The 24870-nt window shown below is 66.2% G+C and carries 20 protein-coding genes; 18 read left to right on the plus strand and 2 right to left on the minus strand.

Going from position 1 to position 24870, the window contains the following annotated elements; translation table 11 throughout:
• The first annotated feature begins 44 nt into the window (after nt 1-44).
• The 14 genes from murD to ACQP2U_RS12090 all read left to right on the plus strand — a co-directional run bounded on the left by murD (nt 45) and on the right by ACQP2U_RS12090 (nt 16610).
• A complete protein-coding gene (murD, locus tag ACQP2U_RS12025) occupies nt 45-1484 on the plus strand; it encodes a UDP-N-acetylmuramoyl-L-alanine--D-glutamate ligase (protein ID WP_433714729.1) in 1440 nt (479 codons plus the stop codon).
• Nucleotides 1481-2959 (plus strand): putative lipid II flippase FtsW, encoded by a 1479-nt coding sequence (gene ftsW, locus ACQP2U_RS12030; protein ID WP_433714730.1) that lies wholly within the window; start codon nt 1481-1483, stop codon nt 2957-2959. Before murD ends, ftsW begins: the two co-directional genes overlap by 4 nt.
• On the plus strand, nt 2956-4083 hold the full coding sequence (murG, locus tag ACQP2U_RS12035) for an undecaprenyldiphospho-muramoylpentapeptide beta-N-acetylglucosaminyltransferase (protein ID WP_433714731.1): 1128 nt from the start codon (nt 2956-2958) through the stop codon (nt 4081-4083). Before ftsW ends, murG begins: the two co-directional genes overlap by 4 nt.
• A gap of 248 nt (nt 4084-4331) precedes the next feature.
• Nucleotides 4332-5771 carry a UDP-N-acetylmuramate--L-alanine ligase gene (murC, locus tag ACQP2U_RS12040; RefSeq protein WP_397039742.1) on the plus strand — a complete coding sequence of 480 codons (1440 nt, stop codon included), beginning with the start codon at nt 4332-4334 and terminating at the stop codon, nt 5769-5771.
• 6 nt (nt 5772-5777) lie between these two features.
• A complete protein-coding gene (locus tag ACQP2U_RS12045; RefSeq protein WP_433714732.1) occupies nt 5778-6470 on the plus strand; it encodes a cell division protein FtsQ/DivIB in 693 nt (230 codons plus the stop codon).
• 329 nt (nt 6471-6799) lie between these two features.
• On the plus strand, nt 6800-8041 hold the full coding sequence (ftsZ, locus tag ACQP2U_RS12050; protein WP_397039700.1) for a cell division protein FtsZ: 1242 nt from the start codon (nt 6800-6802) through the stop codon (nt 8039-8041).
• 315 nt (nt 8042-8356) lie between these two features.
• Nucleotides 8357-9052 carry a peptidoglycan editing factor PgeF gene (pgeF, locus tag ACQP2U_RS12055; protein WP_397039703.1) on the plus strand — a complete coding sequence of 232 codons (696 nt, stop codon included), beginning with the start codon at nt 8357-8359 and terminating at the stop codon, nt 9050-9052.
• Nucleotides 9049-9798 carry a YggS family pyridoxal phosphate-dependent enzyme gene (locus ACQP2U_RS12060; RefSeq protein ID WP_433714733.1) on the plus strand — a complete coding sequence of 250 codons (750 nt, stop codon included), beginning with the start codon at nt 9049-9051 and terminating at the stop codon, nt 9796-9798. The genes pgeF and ACQP2U_RS12060 overlap by 4 nt, the downstream gene beginning before the upstream one ends.
• Nucleotides 9799-9903: 105 nt before the next feature.
• The gene (locus ACQP2U_RS12065) at nt 9904-10680 is read left to right on the plus strand and encodes a cell division protein SepF (RefSeq protein ID WP_433714734.1); all 777 of its coding nucleotides are present in this window, start codon (nt 9904-9906) and stop codon (nt 10678-10680) included.
• Nucleotides 10681-10769: 89 nt separating this feature from the next.
• Nucleotides 10770-11060: a YggT family protein gene (locus tag ACQP2U_RS12070; protein WP_397039712.1), complete on the plus strand. Its 291-nt coding sequence runs from the start codon at nt 10770-10772 to the stop codon at nt 11058-11060.
• Between the two features lie 80 nt (nt 11061-11140).
• A complete protein-coding gene (wag31, locus tag ACQP2U_RS12075) occupies nt 11141-12004 on the plus strand; it encodes a DivIVA-like cell division protein Wag31 (RefSeq protein ID WP_397039715.1) in 864 nt (287 codons plus the stop codon).
• Nucleotides 12005-12092: 88 nt separating this feature from the next.
• Complete coding sequence (locus tag ACQP2U_RS12080; protein WP_062988683.1) at nt 12093-12293, plus strand: hypothetical protein; 201 nt, start codon at nt 12093-12095, stop codon at nt 12291-12293.
• A 295-nt stretch (nt 12294-12588) separates the two neighbouring features.
• Nucleotides 12589-15720: an isoleucine--tRNA ligase gene (gene ileS / locus ACQP2U_RS12085; protein ID WP_433714735.1), complete on the plus strand. Its 3132-nt coding sequence runs from the start codon at nt 12589-12591 to the stop codon at nt 15718-15720.
• 338 nt (nt 15721-16058) lie between these two features.
• The gene (locus tag ACQP2U_RS12090) at nt 16059-16610 is read left to right on the plus strand and encodes an NlpC/P60 family protein (RefSeq protein WP_433714736.1); all 552 of its coding nucleotides are present in this window, start codon (nt 16059-16061) and stop codon (nt 16608-16610) included.
• 129 nt (nt 16611-16739) lie between these two features.
• On the opposite strand, the gene ACQP2U_RS12095 is transcribed toward ACQP2U_RS12090, so the two are convergent.
• Nucleotides 16740-17615 carry a UTP--glucose-1-phosphate uridylyltransferase gene (locus ACQP2U_RS12095; RefSeq protein ID WP_397039720.1) on the minus strand — a complete coding sequence of 292 codons (876 nt, stop codon included), beginning with the start codon at nt 17613-17615 and terminating at the stop codon, nt 16740-16742.
• 364 nt (nt 17616-17979) lie between these two features.
• Between ACQP2U_RS12095 and ACQP2U_RS12100 the strand changes: the two genes are divergently transcribed.
• From ACQP2U_RS12100 to ACQP2U_RS12115, 4 genes are all read left to right on the plus strand, one after another.
• Nucleotides 17980-19443: a DNA polymerase IV gene (locus ACQP2U_RS12100; protein WP_433716439.1), complete on the plus strand. Its 1464-nt coding sequence runs from the start codon at nt 17980-17982 to the stop codon at nt 19441-19443.
• 96 nt (nt 19444-19539) lie between these two features.
• The gene (locus tag ACQP2U_RS12105) at nt 19540-20043 is read left to right on the plus strand and encodes a hypothetical protein (protein ID WP_433716440.1); all 504 of its coding nucleotides are present in this window, start codon (nt 19540-19542) and stop codon (nt 20041-20043) included.
• 158 nt (nt 20044-20201) lie between these two features.
• Nucleotides 20202-20447, plus strand: coding sequence for a hypothetical protein (locus ACQP2U_RS12110; RefSeq protein ID WP_433714737.1), 246 nt, complete (start codon nt 20202-20204; stop codon nt 20445-20447).
• Nucleotides 20448-20643: 196 nt separating this feature from the next.
• A complete protein-coding gene (locus tag ACQP2U_RS12115; protein ID WP_433714738.1) occupies nt 20644-23844 on the plus strand; it encodes an arabinosyltransferase domain-containing protein in 3201 nt (1066 codons plus the stop codon).
• Nucleotides 23845-23939: 95 nt separating this feature from the next.
• On the opposite strand, the gene ACQP2U_RS12120 is transcribed toward ACQP2U_RS12115, so the two are convergent.
• Entirely contained in the window at nt 23940-24869 is a 930-nt protein-coding gene (locus tag ACQP2U_RS12120) for an ADP-ribosylglycohydrolase family protein (protein ID WP_433716441.1), read from the minus strand.
• Nucleotide 24870: the final 1 nt, after the last annotated feature.

Genomic DNA, 24870 nt, shown 5'->3' on the forward strand with positions numbered 1-24870 from the left:
CGATGGTCGAACATTCTCCGCGGGCTCTGCGAACACCTGGGCCCATGCTCGAATTCCTGCGTGGCCGTGACGTTCTGGTGGCCGGATGGGGGGTCTCGGGCCGCTCATTGATCGAACCGCTGCGCGATATCGGCGCGCGTCCGGTGGTCACCGACGGCGGTGCCTCGGCATTGGCCGAAGCGGCCGGGCTCGGTCTGGACATCGCGACCTGTACCGAACTGGAAGCCGCGGACTGGAGCCGCTTCGCGCTGGTCATCACCAGTCCGGGCTGGCGGCCGGATTCGCCGGTGCTCGCCGCCGCGGTAACCGAGGGCACCCCGGTCTGGGGCGATGTCGAGTTCGCCTGGTGGGTCGATCAGGCCAGGATCTATGGTCCGGTCCGCAAATGGCTGGTGGTGACCGGCACCAACGGCAAGACCACCACCACCTCGATGGTGCACTCGATCTTGCGTGCGGCCGGTATCGCCAGTGTCGCCTGCGGCAATATCGGACTGCCGATCCTGGATGCGCTGCGCCGCAATCCCGGTCCGCAGGTGCTCGCGGTCGAGCTGTCCTCGTTCCAATTGCATTGGGCGCCTTCGGTGCGTCCCGAGGCCGGTGTGGTGCTGAATGTGGCAGAGGATCACCTGGATTGGCACGGCGGCCTCGATGCCTACGCCGCAGCCAAGTCCAGGGCACTCTACGGTCGCGTCGGTGTCGTCGGACTCGATGATCCGGTGGCCGCCTCGCTGGCCCGACGCAGTAAGGCGCGCCGGACGGTCGGCTTCCGGATCGGCGTACCCGCCGACGGGGAACTCGGTGTCGTGGACGGCAAATTGCTCGACCGCGCCTTCACCAAGGCCGCCATCCTGGCCGAGGTCGGCGATGTCAGCCCCAAGGGACCCGCCGGTGTCGCCAACGCACTCGCCGCCGCCGCGCTGACCAGGGCCATCGACGTGGCACCGCAATTCGTGCGGGAAGGCCTCATCGAGCACAAGGTCGGTCCGCATCGTGCCGCCTTCGTACGCGAAGTGGCCGGTGTCGAATTCATCGATGACTCCAAGGCCACCAATCCGCATGCCGCGCGTTCATCGATACTCGCTCACCCGCAGGTGGTTTGGATCGCCGGTGGCCAGCTGAAGGGCGCGTCGGTCGAGGATCTGGTCGAGGAGATCGCCGATCGCCTCGCCGCCGCCGTGCTGATCGGCGCCGACGCGCCGGTGATCGCGGCCGCATTGGCGCGACACGCGCCCGAGGTCCCGGTTGTCGAGGTCCGCGCGGGAGACCATGCAGGGATGGGTGAGGCCGGTACCGATGAGAGAGCCGATGCCGTGATGGCGCGGGCCGTGCGCGCCGCGGCCGGGCTGGCTCGTCCCGGGGACGCCGTACTGCTGGCTCCGGCCGCGGCCTCCTTGGATATGTTCGCCGATTACACCCACCGCGGGCGCAGTTTCGCCGCCGCGGTGGCCGCGCTGGAAGACGGGGACATCGGGCGGCGTCTATGACCGAGACGGCACGGCGGAATCGGCTGGCGGCCACTAAGTTCGGCGCCTGGCTGGCGCGCCCGCTCGCGTCGTTCCATCTCGTCGTCACTATCGCGACACTGCTGACGGTGCTCGGTCTGGTCATGGTCTTGTCGGCATCGAGCGTCGAGGCGTATGTCGACGGCGGGTCGGCGTATTCGCTGTTCATCCAGCAGGCCATGTTCGCCGCGATCGGTGCGGTGCTGTTCTATCTGGCACTGCGGATTTCGTTGCGGCGATTGCGGCAATGGTCGTTTCCGCTCTTCGCGATCTCGGTACTGGCGCTGTTGCTGGTGCTGATTCCCGGCATCGGCTCCCAGGTGCAGGGTGCGCGGCGCTGGTTCTTCATCGGGCCGATCTCGGTGCAGCCATCGGAGATCGTGAAAGTGACACTGGTGGTGTGGGGTGCGCACCTGCTCGCCTCGCGTCGCTCGGAACAGGCCGCGCTCAAGGACATCCTGGTGCCATTGGTGCCCGCCGGTCTGCTGGTGTGTCTGCTCGTCGTGCTGGAACCGAATCTGTCGACCACCATCGCGTTGGGCATCGTGCTCGCCGCACTGCTGTGGTTCGGCGGCCTGCCGGTGCGGTTATTCGTCACCATCGCGATTTCGGGCGTGATCGCCGCGGGCGTCCTCGCACTGTCCGCGGGGTATCGCTCGGATCGGATGCGCGCGTTCTTCAACCCGGGCGACGATCCGCAGGGCATCAATTACCAAGCGCGCCAGGCGCTGTACTCGCTGGCCGACGGCGGCATCTGGGGTCGCGGCCTCGGCCAGAGCCGAGCCAAATGGCAGTACCTGCCGAATGCGCACAACGACTTCATCTTCGCCATCATCGGCGAAGAACTCGGATTCCTCGGCTGCGCACTGGTTCTCGGCCTGTTCGCACTGTTCGTCTACACCGGGCTGCGCATCGCGAGCCGTTCGGTCGATCCGTTCCTGCGGCTGCTCACCGCCACCGCGACGACTTGGATCACCGGCCAGGCGCTGATCAATATCGGCTATGTGGTCAACCTGCTCCCGGTGACCGGTCTGCAGCTGCCGCTGGTTTCGGCGGGCGGTTCGTCGCTGGCCATCACCCTGTTCATGTTCGGCATCATCGCCAATGCGGCCCGGCACGAGCCGGAGGCGATTGCGGCGCTGCAGGCCGGACAGGACGGCAGATTCAGCCGACTGCTGCGACTGCCCAAGCCGGAGGTGTACTCACCGGCGAAGGCCGATGCGGCGCGTGCCCGCTCGGCCGCCGCGAAGGCCAAGGCCGCCGAACAGCGGGCACGAGCCGAACGGGCCAAGGCCGAACGGGCGCGGGCCGCACTGCCGCAGGGGCGGCGCAGCCAGTCCGATTCCGGTCGACGGCGCGTGCCCGAGAGCCGGGGGACCAGTTCGCTGCGGGCGACCAGGGCATGGGAGCCGAGCTATCCGATAAATCATGCGAGAGATCGGGGAAGATCCAGGTGAGTGCGGAGCGACCCCGCAAGCCACTGTCGGTGATCGTGGCGGGCGGTGGTACGGCGGGACATATCGAGCCCGCGCTGGCCGTCGCCGACGCGCTGCGGCGACTCGACGATTCGATCCGGGTCACCGCACTCGGTACCGAACGCGGACTCGAGACCAAACTGGTGCCCGAGCGCGGTTATCCGCTGGAATTGATCCCGCCGGTTCCGCTGCCGCGCAAGCCGAGCGCGGATCTGCTGCGACTGCCCGGCCGTGTCCGTGCGTCGGTGGCCCAGACCAGGGCGGTCATCGATGCGGTCGAGGCCGATGTGATCGTCGGATTCGGCGGCTATGTCGCACTGCCCGCCTATCTCGCCGCAGGGCGCGGTGTGCTCGGCCGCAGGCGCGCGGTGCCGGTGGTGGTGCACGAGGCGAATGCCAAGGCGGGGATCGCCAATAAGGTCGGCGCCAGGCGTGCGGCCAGAGTGCTTGCCGCCGTACCCGGTTCGGGTCTGGCCAAGGCCGAGGTCATCGGCATTCCGGTGCGGGGGTCCATTACCTCGCTGGATCGGGCCGCGCTGCAGGCCGAGGCCCGCGCCCATTTCGGCCTGCCCGCCGAGGGGCCGGTCCTGCTGGTTTTCGGCGGCTCGCAGGGTGCGGTCTCGTTGAACAAGGCGATCTCCGGCGCGGCGCCACAGCTGGCCGCGGCCGGTATTTCGGTGCTGCACGCCCATGGCCCCAAGAACACTGTCGAGGTCCCGGAATCGGATGAGGGTGGGGCCCGGTATATCGCCGTGCCGTATCTTTCCCGCATGGACCTGGCCTATGCCGCCGCCGACGCGGTCGTCTGCCGCTCCGGCGCGATGACCGTCGCCGAGGTATCGGCGGTCGGCCTGCCCGCCTTCTATGTGCCGCTGCCGCACGGCAACGGTGAGCAGGAACTCAATGCCAGGCCGATCGTCGGCCAGGGTGGTGGCAGAATCGTCCCCGACGCCGAGCTGACCCCGAAATATGTGATCGACGAGGTGATACCGCTGCTGACCGACCGCACCCGGCTGATCGAAATGAGCCTGTCCGCCGCAGGCGCCGGACACCGCGATGCCGCCGACGAGCTCGCGCGCATTGTCGTCGAGGTGGCCGGCCGGTGACCACGGGAGCCGATGACACCGACTCCGGGGCGGTCGAGGCCGCGGGAGCGACGGGCCCGGAGGCGGTAGCGGAGCGTGACCACGCAGGGCACCGTGAGCGCGGCCAATCCAACACTGCCGCGGGAGCGACGGGCCCGGAGGCGGTAGCGGAGCGTGACCACGCAGGGCACGGTGAGCGCGGCAGATCGAACACTGCCGGCGCCGACGAGGCGCGCTCGGCGCTGCCGCCCGAGTTGGCGCGTGTGCATATGGTGGGGATCGGCGGGGCGGGCATGTCCGGTATCGCGCGCATTCTGCTCTCGCGCGGCGGCTCGGTCTCCGGTTCGGACGCCAAGGAGAGTCGCGGTGTGCTCGCGCTGCGGGCCCGCGGAGCGCAGGTGCGCATCGGGCACGATGCCAGCGCCCTCGATCTGCTGCCCGGCGGCCCGACCGCGGTGGTCACCACCTATGCCGCCATCCCGAAGACCAATCCCGAACTGGTCGAGGCGCATCGGCGTGATATTCCGGTGCTGTTGCGCCCCGCCGTACTCGCCTCGCTGATGCGGGGGCATCGCACGCTGCTGGTCTCGGGTACGCACGGCAAGACCTCGACCACCTCCATGCTGATCGTGTCGTTGCAGCACTGCGGATTCGACCCGTCGTTCGCGGTCGGCGGCGAACTCAACGAGGCGGGCACCAATGCCCACCACGGCACCGGCGAGATCTTCGTCGCCGAGGCCGACGAGAGCGATGGCTCGCTGCTGCAATACGACCCGGATGTCGCCGTGGTCACCAATATCGAATCCGATCACCTCGACTTCTTCGGCTCCGATGAGGCCTACGTCCAGGTCTTCGATGATTTCGCCGACCGGCTCGGCCCCGGCGGGCTGCTGGTGGTGTGTCTGGACGATCCCGGTTCGCGGGCGCTGGCCGAGCGAGTCGGTGCGCGATTGGCGCAGAAGAACGTTCGGGTGCTCGGCTATGGATCAGGCGAGCTGTCCGACGCGCCGGTGCCGGTGGGCGTGCGGCTGCACAGTTGGGAGCCTCGCGATGTCGGCGGGCTGGCCCAATTCCAGCTCAGCGATGAGCCCGCGCCGCGCACCCTGCGACTTGCGGTGCCCGGTCGGCATATGGCCCTCAACGCATTGGCCGCGCTGCTCGCCGCGCGTGCTGCTGGTGCGGATGTGGACGAAATCGTCCAGGGGCTGGAGGGTTTCGGCGGTGTGCATCGCCGGTTCCAATTCGTCGGCCGGGAAAACGGCGTGCGGGTCTTCGACGATTACGCCCATCATCCGACCGAGGTGCGTGCGGTACTCGGCGCGGCCGCGGAACTGGTGCAGCAGGAGGCCCGCGACGGCGCGCGCTCCCGCCAGGGCCGGGTCATCGTGGTGTTCCAACCGCACCTCTACAGCCGCACCGCCACCTTCGCCCAGGATTTCGGCGCGGCGCTGAGCCTTGCCGACGAGGTTGTCGTGCTCGATGTCTACGGCGCGCGGGAAAAGCCGCTGCCCGGGGTCAACGGCGCACTCGTCGCCCAAGCCGTTACCAAACCCGTGCACTACCAGCCGGATATGTCGCGGGTCGGCCGCCAGGCCGCGGGTCTGACGCTGCCCGGCGATGTGGTGATCACCATGGGTGCGGGTGATGTGACGATGCTCGGCAGCCAAATTCTCGATGGGCTGCGCGCGCGTCCGCAATACGGGCGGTGACCCGCCATGCGAACCACGGGCGACTGGTTCGACCGGGCACAGCGGGTTCGCCTGCGCCGGTGGGGTTTGCTCGGTGTGTGCGTCCTTACCGTTGTTTTGGTACTGGCCTGGTTCACCCCGATGCTTTCGGCGAGCACGGTCGAGATCGACGGGTTGGTCGCGGTGCCCGAGGCGCAGGTGCGCGGCAAACTCGAGATCCCGTCCGGGCGCTCGATGTTGCGCATCGACACCGATGCGATGGCTCGGCGGGTGGCGAGTATTCCGAAGGTCCGCACCGCGCGGGTGCAGCGGGTTTTTCCGTCCACTGTCAAGGTGACGGTTGTCGAGCGCACGCCGGTCTTGTTCTGGGACAGTCCACAAGGCGCGCATCTGCTGGATGCGGAGAGTGTGGAGTTCGCGATCGAGGATGCACCCATCGGCGTTGCGAAGCTCATCACCGGACATCCCGGTGGCGACGATCCGGTCACCCGGGCCGCGGCCTCGGTGCTGTCGGTACTGCCTGCGGCGCTGGTCGGGCAGGTGGACGAGGTTGTCGCGCGGTCGATTTCGGATATTTCCCTGAACCTGCGCGACGGTCGCGCGGTACTGTGGGGAGGAACGAATGACGCGGAACGCAAGGCGGCCGTAGTGATACCGCTGTTGACCCGCGATGGAACGGTGTTCGATGTTTCGAGTCCGAATCTGGTCACGGTAAAGTGATCGATACCCATTGTGCCCAGGGGTTTTTCGATGGAACTGTGACCGCAGTGGGAACAGCCCAGCGAGACCGGGGGTTCGGGGGCAACCGTTCACGATACGACGTGTTGCGCGGCGAGACGAGAGGGATCACACAAGATTCTGTCAGTCGTTTCGGCGCGCCTGCGCGCCTATCGCGGCGGCTGCGAATAGCGTTCCGCAGCAGTCGGATACTTGACATAACGCTAACCCTATGGTTGAGCTTTAGGGTTTGCCCGGACTTGCGCTTGCCACAGACCGATTGTCGAGAATTCGAAAACGACAGACTTTAGATCGAAGGAAGGCGAGAGCCCATGACGCCCCCGCACAACTACCTTGCTGTGATCAAGGTCGTCGGTATCGGCGGCGGCGGTGTGAATGCCGTCAACCGGATGATCGAACAGGGACTCAAGGGAGTCGAGTTCATCGCGGTCAACACCGACGCGCAGGCGCTGCTGATGAGCGATGCCGACGTCAAACTCGACGTCGGTCGTGAGCTCACGCGCGGTCTCGGCGCTGGTGCCGACCCGGAAGTCGGTCGCAAGGCCGCCGAAGATCACAAGGACGAGATCGAAGAGGTGCTCAAGGGCGCCGACATGGTCTTCGTCACCGCGGGTGAGGGCGGTGGCACCGGTACCGGTGGCGCACCGGTGGTCGCCAGCATCGCGCGCAAACTCGGCGCGCTGACCATCGGCGTGGTCACCAGGCCGTTCTCTTTCGAGGGCAAGCGCCGTGGCAACCAGGCCGAGGTGGGCATCAACCTGCTGCGCGAATCGTGCGACACGCTCATCGTCATCCCGAACGATCGGCTGCTGCAGCTCGGCGATGCGGCGGTCAGCCTGATGGACGCTTTCCGCTCCGCCGATGAGGTGCTGCTCAATGGTGTGCAGGGCATTACCGACCTCATCACCACGCCGGGTCTGATCAACGTCGACTTCGCCGACGTGAAGAGCGTGATGTCCGGCGCGGGTAGCGCTTTGATGGGCATCGGTTCGGCACGCGGTGAGGGCCGTTCGGTCAAGGCCGCCGAATCGGCGATCAATTCGCCATTGCTCGAGGCATCGATGGACGGTGCGCACGGCGTTCTGCTCTCGATCGCGGGCGGTTCGGATCTGGGTCTTTTCGAGATCAACGAGGCAGCCTCGCTGGTGCAGGAGGCGGCGCATATCGAGGCGAATATCATCTTCGGAACCGTCATCGACGATTCGCTCGGCGATGAGGTTCGCGTCACGGTGATCGCCGCCGGTTTCGACGGCGGCGGTCCGGCTCGGCGCACGTTCGAGGCGGGCCGCGGTGCGATCGGTTCGGCTCGGGCCGGTGAGATCGGTCAGAGTAGCCGGACCAGTGAGATCGCCGCCGCCGCGCGCACCGAAACGGCTTCCGCCGCAGGTCAAACCGGCTCCACCCGGGGCGCGGTGCCGAGCTACCGGGATTCCGAGCGGGCCCGCACGCTGGCCGAGCCGACGGTCGCGCACAATACGCGCTCGCATATCGAGCCGCCGGATTCCGATGACGACGACGATGATGTAGACGTGCCGTCGTTCATGCGTCGCTAGGCTGCCGATCGCACGATTCGGTCGCCCGGGCTGGCAGACTGGCGGTATGCCGAAGCACCGACAGATCTCGTTTGTATATGGGTAACTCATCGGGTACGCCCAAAGCTCAGCCACTTCGCCAACCGCCGGACCGGTCGAGTACTGCCGAGGCAGATAACGACCGGCAAAAGCCTCGGGGAGGTGGGGGAGCACATGGGTAACTCGGCGGGTACGTCCAGCACCCAGCTGGGCACACGACCGTCGGCTCGCGACGGCGCCGTCGACGCACACGACGACCGGCAAAAGTTCCGGGGAGGCGGGGGAGCCGTTCGCCGAGTGACGACCACGCGGGCGGGCGGTTTCTCGGCGCCGCCATACGATTCGTTCAATCTCGGGGATCATGTGGGGGACGACCCGGCGACCGTACAGCGGAACCGGGACCGGCTGGCCGAGGGTATCGGTCTGACACCGGATCGGCTCGTGTGGATGGAACAGATCCACGGACGCAATGTCGAAATCATCGATGGGCCACAGGATGCGCCGGTGCCCGCCACCGACGCATTGGTGACGACCGTGCCGGGTCTGGCACTGGTGGTGCTCACCGCGGACTGTGTACCGATCTTGCTCTCCGATGACGAAGCCGGTGTGATCGCGGCCGTGCACGCCGGTCGAATCGGCGCGCGCATCGGGATCGTGCCGCGAGTACTGGACGCAATGGTTTCCGTCGGTGCCCGCATCGAGCGGATCGGCGCCTTTCTCGGTCCGGCCGCATCGGGCCGGCAATACGAGGTGCCCGCCGCGATGCGCGCCGACGTCGAGGCGCATCTGCCCGGCAGTGCGACAACCACCGTGCGCGGCACGCCCGCACTCGACCTGCGCGCCGGAATCAGCAGGCAGCTCACCGAAGCCGGAATCGGTGGAGTGGCCATTGATCCGCGCTGCACGATCGAGGACAAAACGCTGTTCAGTCATCGCCGCGGCGCACCGACCGGGCGGATCGCCGGTGTCATCTGGAGGCAGGCGGACGCATGAGTACCGAATCCATTGCGGCAGAGGCCATGGACGGCCGGACCGCCGAACTCGCGGCGAATCTCGCCGATCTGAACAAGCGAATCGGCGCGGCTTGTCAGGCGGCCGGGCGTGCTGCGGACTCCGTGCGGCTGCTGCCGGTCACGAAGTTCTTCCCGGCCACCGATATCGCCATCCTGCATCGGTTGGGCTGCAGGGAATTCGGCGAGTCGAGGGAGCAGGAGGCCACCGCGAAGGTCGCCGAACTGGGCGATCTCACGGATGTGCGCTGGCACATGATCGGTCGGCTGCAGCGCAACAAGGCCAGGGTGGTCGCGCGCTGGGCACATGCGGTGCACTCGGTCGACAGCGAACGCCTGGCAACGGCCCTTGACACCGCGGCGCGGTCCGCCCTGGACGCGGGCGAACGCGGCGAACCGGTTCGGGTACTGGTCCAGGTGAGCCTGGATGCGGATCCGGGTCGCGGTGGCGTCGCCCCGGAAGATCTTGCGGCACTAGCCGATCGGGTGGCCACTGCGCCGGGACTGCAGCTCGCGGGCCTGATGGCGATTCCCCCGCTCGACGCCGTGCCCGACGATGCTTTTGCGCGCCTTGCGCATCTGCATGCCCTGGTGCGCGCGGATCATCCCGAAGCGACCGAATTGTCCGCGGGCATGTCCAGCGATCTGGAATCGGCGATCGAACACGGTTCTACCTGTGTGCGTGTCGGTACCGCCTTGATGGGCGCTCGACCGATAACCTCGGCGTAGCAAAGAAACCTCATCAGTCACATTCGACACATATGCTGGGACTGGAGAGGACTGAGCAAGACTTCAACACCCGGCCGCCACCGGGGCCGAAGGAAGGTCTATGAAATGAGCACGCTGCACAAGTTCAAGGCGTACTTCGGCATGGTTCCGCTCGAGGATTACGAAGACGACTATGTCGCCGAGCCGGCCCCCCGGGGCGTGGACGAGCGCGGCTCACGTCGTCCCCGGCCCCGTGACTATTCCGAGCGCGCCGGTTACGGCGCGGACCGCTATGCCGAAGACCGCTACGACGATGAGCCGGATTACCCAGAGCCGGCATACAAGTCGCCGTACAAGGCGGGATATCCGGTGTCTCGGCGCGACGATTACGTCGACGAGTCCTATGCGGACGACCGCTATGACGCGCGGCCTCGTCCCACCAGGATCGATGCCGCGCCGGGTGCCGCCCGATTCCGTGCGGGTGGCAATGCGCCGATGCTGCGGGGAGCCACCAGGGGTGCGCTCGCCGTCGATCCCGAGGCCGAGGAGCGGCGACTGGAGGAGCGCGTGCGCCCCGAACCCGCGCCCGCGCGTCGGCCGGGGATCTTCGAGGACGGAGGTCCCTTGTCCAAGATCACGACGCTGCGCCCGCGCGACTACAGCGAGGCCCGCATCATCGGCGAACGCTTCCGCGAGGGGAACCCGGTGATCATGGACCTGGTTGATCTGAGCAATGCCGATGCAAAGCGGCTGGTCGACTTCGCCGCCGGGCTGGCTTTCGCGCTGCGTGGCTCATTCGACAAGGTCGCGACCAAAGTGTTCCTGCTCTCACCGGCCGATGTCGATGTCTCGGCCGAAGAGCGTCGCAGGATCGCCGAAACCGGCTTCTACAACCAGAAATAGCACTGTGATCCGGGGGTTCTGTTAGACCCGTTGCGTATGGGGCGGTGTGGTCATTTTGCGCGACGCGGATTTTGGGGCAGAGTGAGATCGTGGCCTTGTTTGCGGTGCTCTACTTCGTACTGTTCATCTTCTGGCTGTTGTTGATCAGCCGAGTGATCGTGGAGTTCATCCGCAGCTTTGCCCGCGACTGGCGCCCGAGCGGCTTCATCGTCGTCATCCTCGAGGTGATCTTCACGATCACCGATCCTCCGGTGAAACTCCTGAGGCGGTTGATACCTCCGGTGTCATTGGGAGGAATTCGGCTCGATCTGTCGATTATGGTCCTGCTTTTCGTCGTCTTCATCTCGATGACGTTTGTGGGCGGCCACGCCGACGGGTAGCCCTGGTGTGACAGAATGAACCGAGAAGATAGCTTGCTAGATCTGCTAGATCTCCAAAAGACGCGTGAAGGGATCCTTCCATGCCGCTGACCCCAGCCGATGTGCACAACGTCGCGTTCAGCAAACCGCCGATCGGGAAGCGCGGCTACAACGAGGATGAAGTAGACGCCTTCCTGGATCTCGTGGAGCAGGAGCTCTCGCGTCTGATCGAGGAGAACGCTGACCTGCGCCAGCGGGTTGCCGAACTCGATGCGGAACTGGCCGACGCCAAGAAAAATCGGGGTCCGGCCAATGCCGCCGCAGTGAAAGCACCGGTCCAGCAAGCCCCACCGCCCCCGCCCGAACCCATCAAGCCGCCGGTGCAACAGGCACCGCCGCCGCCTCCGATGCCGGTCGCGGCTCCGGTAGCCAAGGATGCGCCGAGCGCGGATGCGAATCTGCAGGCAGCCAAGGTGCTCAGTCTCGCCCAGGAGATGGCGGACCGGCTGACCAGCGATGCGAAGCTCGAAGCAGAGAACTTGCTGTCGAATGCCCGGGCAAATTCCGAACGCCTGGTCGGCGATGCGCGAACCCGCTCGGAGGCGATGATCGCCGATGCGCGGCAGAAGTCGGATGCGATGCTCTCGGATGCCCAGACCCGTTCGGACAACCAGCTACGGCAGGCCAAGGAAAAGGCCGACGCACTGCAGGCCGACGCCGAGCGCAAGCACACCGAGATCATGGCCACCATCACCCAGCAGCGCAGCGTGCTGGAGAGCCGAATCGAGCAGCTCAAGACCTTCGAGCGGGAGTACCGCGTGCGGCTGAAGTCGTACCTGGAATCCCAGCTCGAGGAGCTGGAGAACCGCGGCTCGGCGGTGCCGGTGGACGGCGGCGAGGCCTTCGTCGACGCCAATACCGGGAACAATCTCGCTCCTGCTTCGTTCGCCAAGGGCGCCAAGTAATCTCGTAGTAGAGAGATATCTCCGCCTGTAGTTGCTGTTCGAGTAGCTAGAGGTACGCCGAGCCGCCTGGCATGCCTAGGGGGTAAATATGCTCGTCTTGACGCTGGTCCTTGCCGCGATCGGGTTTGCCCTGCTCGTGGCCGCACTGACCACTGGGTCGGTGTTGTGGGCCTGGGGGTGCATCCTCATCTGCATCGTGGGTGCTGTGCTATTGCTGGTGAGTGCGCTTTCCATGCGCAGCTCCGAGGGCGATTCCGCGCCGCCGCCTGGTCGGCATGCGAAACGGTAATTGTGGGCCCGACAAACTGGTTTGACCGTCCTGGTTAGAATCAAACATGTAATCGGCGTCGATCCGGCCATCACCGGGGAGTCTTCGGAAGAACGGTGCGCACACCGCACTCAGTAGAACCGAACGGGTGAGCCCGTCACAGCTCGTAACGAGAGGTCCTGGTAGGTCGCGCGGATCGGCGCGCCGCCCGGACAAGCGGGGTGGTACCGCGGTTTCGACGCAACCGGCGTCGTCATCGTCCCCGTGCTGACACATACGCGCCACGGCGCGGCGGCACGAGGAGACGAGATCCGCGATGGCGGACGAACCTTCCAGCAGCGCATACCCGCGCGTCGATCTGGGCGCTGCTAGCGGGGCATCCTTTCCCGACTTGGAGCGTCGGGTACTCGACGCCTGGGCCGCCGATGACACCTTCCGTACCAGCATCGAGAACCGCTCGGGTGCACCGGAGTTCGTCTTCTACGACGGACCGCCGTTTGCCAACGGTTTGCCACATTATGGACATCTGCTCACTGGGTACGTCAAGGATCTCGTGCCGCGTTTCCAGACGATGCGCGGCAAGCGCGTCGATCGGCGTTTCGGCTGGGACTGTCACGGACTGCCCGCGGAAATCGAAGCAGAAAAGCAGCTCGGTATCACGGACAAATCACAGATCGATGCTATGGGGCTCGCGGAATTCAACGCGGCCTGTAAATCTTCGGTTCTGCGCTACACCGGAGAATGGCGCGATTATGTGACGCGTCAGGCCCGTTGGGTGGACTTCGACAACGACTACAAGACGTTGGATCTCGACTTCATGGAGTCGGTGATGTGGGCGTTCAAGTCGCTGCACGAGAAAGGCCTGATCTACCAGGGCTTCCGGGTGCTGCCATACAGCTGGTACGAGCAGACCCCGCTGTCGAATCAGGAAACCCGGCTCGATGACGCCTACAAGATGCGTCAGGATCCGGCCGTCACCGTGGATATGGTGCTGCGCGTGCCGGACGAGCATCCGCTGCACGAACTCGACGGTGCCAACGCGCTCATCTGGACCACCACGCCGTGGACGCTGCCATCCAACTTGGCGATCGCCGTACATTCCGATTTCCGCTACGTGCATGTGCGCGCCGGTGACGGCAAGCGCTACCTGCTGGCCGCCGAACGGGTCTCGCATTACGCCCGTGAATTGGGCGAGGAGCCCGAGGTGCTCGGCGAGTTCGACGGCGCGGCTCTCGCGGATCTGTCCTATGACCCGCCGTTCGACTTCTTCGTCGGTCATCCCAACGCACACCGCGTGCTGACCGCCGACTATGTGACCGCCGAGTCCGGCACCGGAATCGTGCACCTCGCCCCGGCATTCGGTGAGGAGGATATGGATGTCGCCGCCGCCAACGGCATCGAGCTCGTGCAGCCGCTGGATCCGGGCGGCAAGTTCACCTCGATGGTGCCGCCGTACGAGGGCCTGATGGTCTTCGACGCCAATCCGGTGATCATCAAGGATCTCAAGTCGGCCGGAAAGCTGCTGCGGCACGAGACGATCGAGCACTCCTACCCGCACAGCTGGCGCTCCGGCCAGCCGCTGATCTACATGGCGGTGCCGTCCTGGTTCGTCGCGGTGACCAAGTTCCGCGACCGGATGGTCGAGCTGAACCAGCAGATCACCTGGGTGCCCGAGCACATCCGCGACGGACAGTTCGGCAAGTGGCTCGAGGGCGCACGAGACTGGAATATCAGCCGTAACCGGTACTGGGGCAGCCCGATCCCGGTGTGGGTCTCCGATGATCCGGCCTACCCGCGCACCGATGTCTACGGCTCGCTTGCGGAGTTGGAGCGCGACTTCGGCGTGCGCCCGACCGATCTGCACCGGCCGATGATCGACGAGCTGACCAGGCCGAATCCCGATGATCCGACCGGCAGGTCGACCATGCGCCGGGTGCCGGAGGTGCTGGACTGCTGGTTCGAGTCCGGCTCCATGCCCTATGCCCAGGTGCACTACCCCTTCGAGAACAAGGAGTGGTTCGACAGCCACTTCCCGGGCGACTTCATCGTCGAGTACAACGGGCAGACCCGAGGGTGGTTCTACACCCTGCACGTGCTCTCGACCGCGCTGTTCGACAGTCCGGCCTTCAAAACCGTTGCCGCGCACGGCATTGTGCTCGGTGACGACGGATTGAAGATGAGCAAGTCCAAGGGCAACTATCCGGATGTGAACGAGGTGTTCAACCGGGACGGCTCCGATGCGATGCGCTGGTTCCTGATGAGTTCGCCGATCCTGCGCGGCGGCAATCTCATCGTCACCGAGCGCGGCATCCGGGAGGGGGTCAGCCACGCGCTGCGCCCGCTGTGGAACGCGTGGACCTTCCTGCAGCTCTACGCTTCGAAAACCGGTGTGTGGCGCACGGATTCGCCGCATGTGCTGGACCGCTACATCCTGGCCAAGCTAGCCGCGACCCAGGACGTGATGACCGAGGCGCTCGAGGTCTACGACATCGCGGGCGCCTGCGAGGAATTGCGCTCCTTCGCCGACGCGCTCACCAATTGGTATGTGCGCCGGTCGCGTTCGCGCTTCTGGGAGGAGGACCGCGATGCCGTCGATACACTGCACACGGTGCTCGAGGTAGTCACCCGGCTGGCGGCGCCGCTGCTGCCGCTGATCTCGGAGGTGATCTGGCGCGGGCTGACCGGCGAGCAGTCGGTCCATCTGGCCGATTGGCCCAAGGCGGGTGAGCTGCCGCAGGATCCGGATCTGGTCGCCGCCATGGACGAGGTCCGGGTGGTCTGCTCGACGGTGCTGAGCCTGCGCAAGGCGCAGAACCTGCGGGTGCGCCTGCCGCTGGCCGAGGTCACCATCGCCGCGCCCGATGCCGAGCGGCTGCGGCCGTTCGCCGACATCATCGCCGATGAGGTGAACGTCAAGAAGGTCGACCTGACCACCGATGTCGCCGTGCACGGCCGTTTCGAGCTGGTCGTGAACGCGCGTGCCGCCGGCCCGCGCCTCGGCAAGGATGTGCAGACGGTGATCAAGGCGGTGAAGGCGGGCGAGTGGTCCGAGACCGCCGCCGGTGTGGTCACCGCGGCGGGCATCGAACTGCTGCCGGAGGAGTACACCCAGCGCCTGGTCGCCGCCGAACCGGAGTCCACCGCGGCCCTGCCCGGCAATGCGGGTCTGGTCGTGCTCGATTCGGTGGTGACCGAGGAACTCGAGGCCGAGGGCTGGGCCCGCGATGTGATCCGCGATCTGCAGGAGACGCGAAAGTCTCAGGGGCTGGACGTATCCGATCGCATCACCGTTGTGCTCGCGGTGCCCGACGATAAGCAGGTCTGGGCGCAGACCCACCGTGGCCTCATCGCGGGCGAAATCCTGGCCACCGAACTGACTTTCGGTGATCCGGGCGCGGAGGCCGCCGAAATCGTCGGTGGTGTGCGGGTATCGATCGCGAAGGTCTGATACGGCCGTTCCTCGGAACGCGGTGGTCGGGGCGGGATCTCGAGATCCCGCCCCGACTTGCGTCCAACATCTGCTCTGGTGTGATGTAGATCACATGCTAGGAATTAGCTGATTCGTTGTCGTGACCGCACAATGCCCGGCACAATCTGCATGTTGCTGCTGGTGTGCAGATCGACTTCTGTGACCGCGGCGAATGTTCGTACTTGAACTGCTCTACCTGAAATACCTTGCGCCACACGTGAATACGTAAGTGGCGCAGGTCTGTGGCGTGCGGATCCCCTTCCCTGACGGCGAGGCCGGTACCGCGCGTTGACCGGGTCGACGGAAAGGGCGAGCGCATGATCACCGGGCTCAAAAGGGTATTGCGGCGGGTAGCTGTTGGGTTTCTGGTATCGACTGTCATGGCGCTCGTCCTGGCCGGACCGGTGCGTGGTGATACCGGAAGCGGCTCCGGTTCGGGTAGTTCCGGCTCCGGTAGTTCCGGTAGTTCCGGCTCCGGTAGTTCCGGCAGTTCCAGCGGTTCCGCTGCCCTGCCGCTGCCGAGTGTCGCCGGACTCGGCGCACTGACCGCGGCCTACACCCAGATCGGCAAACCCTACGAATGGGGCGCCACCGGCCCGTTCGCCTGGGATTGCTCGGGTCTGGTGCAGTGGGCATTCCGTCAGGTCGGGGTGAAACTACCGCGCACTACCTGGGAGCAGGCCAAGGTCGGTGCCACGGTTCCGTTCCCAGCCCTGTCGCTGGGTGATGTCGTAATCCTGAATGACGACGCCTCGCATGTCGGCATCTACGCGGGCAAGGGGCAGATCCTGGACGCGCACGACTGGGGCGTTCCGGTTGGTCTGCATCCGCTGCGCGATTTCGACATCTACACCATCCGTCGTTTCTGATTCGGATCGGCTACGTTCCCACGACCATCGCGGCGCCCGTAGAGCAACGACGGGGAACGTGTAGAGCGTGTTCCAGTGCTGGCCGACGACAAGGTCGTGATCGTCGCCCTGCGCGAGGCGAGCGGGATATCAGTCGACGAGCTGGCGCAGTAGTGGTCCGTACTGGGGATGCGCCAGGGCCGAGGCGAATTGGGCCACCAGATAGTCGGCGGGGTTGCCGGTGTCGTACCAGCGGCCCTGGATGACCTGGCCGAAGACTGGGTTGTCGGCGGCGTGCACATTGATCGCATCGGTGAGGTACACCTCGCCAGTGCGATGCTCGTACCACTGCTCGGTTTGTCTGCGCAGCTCGCAGATGATGCCGGGAGTGACGACATAGCCGCCGATCGCGGCATAGTTCGACGGAGCGTCCTCGGGCTTGGGCTTTTCGCGCAGCCCGGTAATGCGCAGCAGGCCGTTGCCCTGGTCGTCCGCGACGACCGGGACACCGTAGCGCTGGGATTCGGATGGGTCCATCGGCATCAGCGCGAGCACGGGCGCGTCGGTCGCCTCGTAGGCGTCGATCAGCTGCTGGGCGCGCGGTACCCCGGCAACGAAGACATCGTCGGGCCACAGCACCAGCATCGGCTCGTCGCCGAGATTGCGGGCGGCATTGAGCACCGGGGTGCCGTTGCCGTAGGGCCCGTGCTGATCGAGGTAGGTGATATGCCCGAGCCGGGACAGCTCGCCGACCTCCTCCACCGCATCGGCGAACGCGTCCTTGCCATCGGCGCGGAGCTGGGCAACCAGGGCTGGATTCGGGCGGAAATGGTCCTGGATCAGGGACTTTCCGCCGCTGACCACGATGGTGATATCGGTGATTCCGGATGCGACCAGCTCCCGGACGGTGTGCTCGATGACCGGCTTGTCGCCGACCGGCAGCATCTCCTTGGGGATGGCCTTGGTCAGCGGGAGTAGCCGGGAGCCGATTCCGGCGGCCGGTATTACGGCCTTACGGATCTTCATGGTCCGATCATCACATACCCGAGCGGGTCCGAACCGGTGATCCACCGGCTTGCGTCGGGCATGTCGAGTCGGCAACATCTCGGTATCGGCCCTGGTCACGCTTGGTTGGGCAGGGCAGAGCGCCGCCAAGGCCCGGTCACCGCGGCGCGCAGATCGGTAGCAATCTCGCAGAAACTACTCGGCCCACGTACACCTGCCACCCAGGTTGCTTGCCGTATTCACAGGTTTACGCCGCGTTGCGCGGCGGGCCGACCTGTCGGTGCGGCGGCGTAGATTCCGGTGCGTGAGCACCGACAACACCGCTGTGGCCGCCGGGACGGGCGCGTCCGTGCGCACGGCGCGACGGTGGGTGCTGCATATCGATATGGATGCCTTCTTCGCTTCGGTCGAACAATTGACCCGGCCCACACTGCGCGGGCGCCCGGTGCTGGTCGGCGGTACCGGTGGGCGCGGTGTGGTCGCGGGGGCGAGCTATGAGGCGCGGGTATTCGGTGCGCGTTCGGCCATGCCTATGCATCAGGCGCGGCGGTTGGTCGGGGTGACCGCGGTGGTGGTGCCGCCGCGCGGTGCGGTCTACAGCGTGGTCAGTGCCCGGGTGTTCGACGCACTGCGCAGCCGCATCCCCGTGCTGGAGACGTTGTCGTTCGACGAGGCGTTCGGTGAGCCCGCCGAGTTGGTCGGTGCGACCGTCGAGCAGGTGCGCGAATTCTGTGAGGAGCTGCGCGCGCTCGTGCGGGAGCGGACCGGGTTGATCGCCTCGGTCGGTGCCGGCACCGGCAAGCAGCTGGCCAAGATCGCCTCCGGTATGGCCAAACCCAATGGGGTACGGGTGGTTTCGCCGGATGAGCAGCAGCAACTGCTGGCCGGGCTGCCGGTACGCAAGCTGTGGGGGATCGGTCCGGTGGCCGAGGGCCGCTTGCGTTCGCTCGGTATCGAGACCGTCGGCGCCTTCGCGGCGCTGCCCGAATTGGAGGCGGTGTCCATCCTCGGCGGCAGCGTCGGCGCGGGACTGCACCGGCTGGCCCGCGGCATCGACGACCGGCCGGTCGCCGAACGGGCCGAGGCCAAACAGATCAGTGCCGAGAACACCTATGAGACCGATATCGTCACGATGGCCCAGCTGCGTCCGGCGATCGAGACCATGGCGGCGGCCGCGCATCGTCGTCTGGAAAAGGACGGCCGAGCCGCACGCACGGTGGTGCTGAAGCTGAAGAAGTCCGATATGAGCATCGTGACCAGGTCGTTCACCTTGCCGTATGCGACGACCGAGTTGGCCACGCTGACAACGGCGGCGCAGCGCTCGGCGATAGACCCGGCCGAGCTCGGACCGATTCGGCTGGTCGGTGTTGGGTTCGGCGGTCTGTCGACCGTTCGGCAGGAGTCGTTGTTCCCGGAGTTGGATCAGGCGCCGGTCGAGGAGGCGGGCGTCTGGGAGGGCGACGCGCCGCACTCCGATAGCGCACCGGACTCCGATAGTTGGGGCGCTCGGGTGGGACCGTCGGCAGCCGAGGACGGTGCCACAGAGTTCGGCGCGGGTTCGGCGGTCGGGCCGCTAGGCGTCGAGACGGTGGACGCCGCTGTCCCCGGAGCCACTCAGTCGAGCGTCGGTGCAGCTCAGGGCGATTCGCCGATGCGCAACGCGACGCTGTGGTATCCCGGACTGGATGTGAAGCACCCCGAATTCGGGCACGGGTGGGTGCAGGGGGCCGGGCTCGGTGTGGTTACTGTACGGTTCGAGACCAGCTCGACAGGGCCCGGTCCGGCGCGTACCTTTGCCGCCGACGACATCAGTCTGTCCCGGGCGGATCCGCTCGGCAGTCTCCACTGACAGGTAGCCTGGGTCATTCGTGCAGCGTCGCCGGTTCGGGTGACGGCTGCCGTTGGTGGAACGACATGTACCTACTCGAACGTAAAGGACGAGCAGTTGAAGCTTCGTAAGACTGGACGCATCGCCATCGCCGGCCTGGCCGTCGTCGCCGCACTCGGCATGACCGCCTGCAGTGATGACAAAGACAGCAAGCCGGCCGCGAAGACCAGTACCAGCGCCAAGGCCTCGGCCGGCGCGAGCTCGAACACCAATCTGCCGCCGACCCCAACTCCGGCCGAACTGAACGCCCAGCTGCAGCGGGCGCTCGACCCTTCGGTGCCGAACTCGGAGAAGCTGGACGGCGTGCAGGGCGCGCAGGCCGACCCGGAACTGCCGAACCGCTTGGCCGAGGCCGCCAAGAATGCCAACGTCACCATAACGGTCACCGATGTGACCACCTTCGGCGACAGCGTTAACGCCAAGGCCAAGGTCGTGCTCAACGGCCAGGAGAACATCGTCGACGTGCCGTTCGTCGCAGAGGACGGCAAGTGGAAGATCCAGAAGGCATGGGCTTGCACCATGCTGACCAACCTCGGCCAGCAGTCGGTGGCCTGCAGTTAGTCGTCTGCCATGTCGGCCTGCCACCTGGATGGCAGTGGCAGGCCGACGGGCATTCTGGGATCCATTGCTTCGCAGTATCTTTCGACAATGCTGCGGCATGGAGGTAGCCTAAAGGGATGCTTGGTTGAAGGGGCCGAGTCATTCTCTTGGGGGTTTTCATGAGTTTCGCGAAGTTTGTTGGTGCCTCGATCTGCGGCGTCGTGCTCACGATTGGGCTGGTCGGCACCGCCGCGGCTGATCGGTGGGTAACTGTCTGGCCCCAGCCGGACGCCAAAGGTAAATGTGAGGCGCGCAAGGCGCAAAAAGAGCAGGAGAATCCCGCTTTCGGGTATTACTGCAAGCCGCATGACAAGTACCCTGACGGGAATGGTGATTGGGTGCTCTGGGAATTCGACAAGAGGTAAGCCAATCCATAGATGATTTACCGAATTCTCAGCTTTCCGGAAAGGTCCAGCTGACGCGCGGTTTTTGTGAGCATATGTGGCCTCACATACGCACGTAGCAGGTTTCGCGTACGAGTCGCCCCGCTAACATCCACTCGTGGCTGACACGATGGTGGTGTGGGCGGGGCGGCCGTCCGTCGAAGGATCGAAACCGAGGATGGCGCAATCGAAGAGACGCTGGGCGGGTCCGATCGCATTGATCGGGGGCCTGTTTGGAGTTTTGTTCGCGGTGGCGGTACCGCTGCTACCGGTGCGTGTGGACGCCGCGACGCTGACCTGGCCGCAGGCGGGTTCGGCGCGCAGTATCGAGGCGCCGCTGATCTCGTATGCGCCATTGACCTTCGACGCCACCCTGCCGTGTACGGCGATCAACCAGCTCAGCGCCAAGGGCGGCACCCTCGCGGCGACCGGACCTGATGGCGCGCCGGATCTCGAGCGCTACGGATTCGTCGCCCGCGTGTACGCCGGAGCCGACACTCCGGCGCGGCTGGATGTGGTGCTGCGCAATCAGGCATTGCTCAGTGTGCCGGTGGCCGAACTGGTTCCGGGCTGTGAACTCAGCGTTCACGCTGATAACGCGAGCGCGACCGCCACGCTGGTCGGATTCGAAGCGCCCGGATTCCCGGTGGTGCTCAATGGCGACTACCGACCGCAGCTGGTGGGCGTCTTCAGCGATCTGGCCGCGGCCGATGGTGCGCGCGTCACCGCGCAACTCGATACCAGGTTCTCCTCGACACCCACGCCGGTGAAGCGCGCGGCGGTCTGGCTCGCGGTGCTCTGCACGATTGTCGCCCTGGCGGCGTTGTATCGACTCGATCGGCGCGACGGTCGGCGGGTGCGCCGCTTCCTGCCGCAGCGCTGGTGGACGTTCACGCTGCTGGACGCGGTGGTGCTGGGCACCATGGCGGTCTGGTACTTCATCGGGTCGACCACCTCCGATGACGGCTATCAGTTCGGTATGGCCCGTGCGTCCGGTGTCGCTGGCTATATGGCCAACTACTTCGCTTACTTCGGGGTGCCCGAAAATCCGGTCGGCACACCATATTACGATCTTATCCGGATCATGACGCAGGTCAGCATCGCCAGTCCGTGGGTGCGGCTGCCCGCGCTGTGCTGCGGTGTATTGATGTGGCTGCTGCTCAGCCGCGAGGTGGCGCCGCGGCTCGGGGTCGCGGTGCGGCGCGACCGCGTCGCGATGTGGACCGGTGCACTCGGTTTCCTGACCATCTGGCTGGCCTACGACAACGGGCTGCGTCCGGAACCGCCGGTCGCGCTGGGACTGCTGCTCACGTGGTGTCTGGTCGAACGTGCCATTGCCACCCGGCGGCTGTTGCCCGCCGGATTCGCGATTCTGGTCGCGGCCTTCGCCTGCACGGCCGGGCCGTCGGGTGTGATCTGTATCGCGGCGCTGCTAGCGGGGTTGCGGCCGATCGCGCGAATCATTATGGACCGTACCGGAACTCGGGGACCATTGCGTTCACGCGTGGTCGGCTACGCCGTACTGCTCGCGCCGCTGCTGGCCGCCGGTATCGTGGTGTTGGCGATCATGTTCGCCGACCAGCCGTTGGCGGCGATGTTCGAGATGAAGCGGATCCATCACATCGTCGGCCCGGATGTCGAGTGGTTCAACGAATATCTGCGCTATCAGTACCTCTTCCAAGGCGAGACGGACGGCTCCGTCGGCCGCCGAATCGGTGTGCTCGCGCTGCTCGCGGGGCTCATCGTGTGTGTCATCGTGTTGCTGCGCCAGGGCGGTCGGATTCCGCTGCTGGCCGCGGGGCCGACCCGGCGCATTCTCGGTGTCACCGTGGGCGCGCTGCTGCTGATCATGGTCACGCCGACCAAGTGGACCCATCACTTCGGTGTGTACGCGGGCGTCGCCGGTGCCGTCGCCATGGTGACCGCGATGGCCGTCGCCCCGCGGGTTTTGCGGGCGCCGCGCTACCGTGCGCTGTTCGCCGCGGTGGTCGCGTTCCTGCTCGCGCTGGTGTTCTCCGGGCCCAATAAGTGGTGGTACGTCTCGTCTTACGGTATTCCGTGGTGGGACAAGCCGCCGGTGATCGCCGGTATCGAACTCAACAAACTGTTCCTGCTCACCGCCACCGCGCTGCTGGCCGTTGCCGCGTGGTGGCATGTGCGGGCGCCGGAACCCGGTACTCCGCATCGGGTTTCGGGTCTCGCGTGGCGAGTGTCGGTACTGCCGCCGCTGACCATCGCGCTGGCGCTGCTCGTGGTCTGGGATGTCGGCTCCTTCGCCAAGGCGGCCGTGGCCCAGGGTCCGGCGTTCTCGCTGGCGCGCTCGAATATCGAGGCGCTGACCGGGAAGACGGCGGGTCTGGCGGGGCATGTGTTGGTCGAGACCGATCCGAATGCGGGCATGCTGGCACCGCTGACTGGTGATGTGGTGAGCACGCTGTCGGGCACCGGTACCGGATTCACCGGTTCGGGTGTGGCCGCCGAACTTCGTCCCGACGATGATTCGAGTCCGACCGGCAGTATCGCAGACGCGCTGAGCAGTAAGTCGGCCTCGGAGAATACCGCCGGAACAGCCACCGCCGCACTGCCTTTCGGACTGAACCCGGCGACGACGCCGGTACTGGGCAGCTACGGCTCCGGAGACGCGGGGCCCGCCGATCTGACCACCGGCTGGTACCGACTTCCCGAAACCGGTGACCGTCATGGCATTATCGCGCTGACCGCGGCGGGCCGAATCCGCTCTGTCGATGCCGATGGCCTCGTCACCGCGGGCCAGACCCTCGAAATCGAATACGGTGCAACCGATTCCGCGACCACCGCGCAGCCCATGGGCAAGGTCACTCCGATCGATATCGGACCGGCGCCGTCGTGGCGCAACCTGCGCCTGCCGTTCAGCGAAATCCCCAGCGGCGCCGATGTTGTCCGCATCGTCGCCGTCGACCGCGACCGCAATCCCAAGCAGTGGCTGGCCGTCACCCCGCCGCGAGTGCCGCAGACCAGAACGCTGAACGATGTTGTCGGCTCACAGGTTCCGGTTCTCACCGACTGGATGGTCGGCCTGCAATTCCCCAACCAGCGACCCTACGATCACCGCGACAACATCGCCGAGGTCCCGGCCTACCGCATCCTCCCGGACCGCCCTGGCGCGGAGATCACCACCCTGTGGCAAAGCCACGACGGTGGCGGCCCACTCGGCTGGTCCAATATGCTCCTGCATCCGCGCACCCTCGCCACGTACCTCGACCAGGACTGGCGGCGAGACTGGGGCGAACTTCAACAACTCGTTCGCATAGACCACAAAGCCGACCCCGCCGAACCGGAAATCACCCAACAGGACCACTCCGGCTTGTGGGCCCCCGGTCATATCAACACCGCCTACTGATCGTCCGAAAGGCCCGGCGGGATCGGTCGCCGATCCCGCAGCCGAGTGCGGGGCTGTGACAGCGTTCGTAACGTCCGTACGCGGGACGACCGCGACTAGCGGCTGATGCTGTTGGTGGCGATGCGGGTGGCGAGTCCGGTCAGGTCGTGAGCGGTGAAGCCCGGATATCCGTGCAGGATTTCGCGCCACGGTGCGGGGATGGCCGAGGCGCCCCAGCGGGCGCCGAGCAGTCCGCCCGCGATGGCGGCGGTGGTGTCGGTATCGCCGCCCGCGCGGACGCAGAGTTCGAGGGCGCGCGGCAGGTGGTGCGGACCGGAGGCGTCGGCGGTGGTGATGGCCCACCAGGCGGTCTGGAGGGCGTGGACGACCCAGCCGTTATTCGAAAAATCTTGCGGAGCACCGGCTTCGGCTCGGTCGAGCAGATGGGTCCAGTAGGCGGCGCTCGGCGAGGCGTCGACGAAGTCGCGGACACCGTCGAGGGTTCCGGTGAGCACGGCGTGCCGGATGGCGTAGGTCCAGATCTTGCAGGCCTCGATCGCGTGCTGATCGTGATGGGTGAGCGCGCCGATCGCACCGGCCATGCGGACGCATTCATCGGCATCGCCGAGATAGGCGAGGGCGACGGGCGCGGTGCGCATCAACGAACCGTTGCCGCCGGTCTTGCCGTGCAGCGACATGGCCTGCACCTGCATCTCCCGGGCCGAGCGCGGGCGCACCGAGAGGACGGCGCGGGTCTGGATACCGATATCCGGTGGATCGGAATCGAACCACTGGACGAATCCGGCCGCCACTTGGTCGAGGTCGATGCCGGGGCCCTTATCGGCCGCCAGTGCGATGGCGATCGCCATCGAGGTGTCATCGGTCCACTGTCCCGGCGCCCACCGGCATGGCCCGCCGCCGATCATATCGATCGCGACCTGCGCTCCCGGCCAGGTGAATTCGTAGCCTGCCCCGAGCGCATCGCCCGCAGCGGTGCCGAGCAGCACACCCGCCGCGCGATCCAGCTGCACCTCGTCCAGCATCAAG

Origin of the sequence: Nocardia sp. CA-084685, assembly GCF_050955785.1 — a bacterium.
GTDB lineage: Bacteria > Actinomycetota > Actinomycetes > Mycobacteriales > Mycobacteriaceae > Nocardia.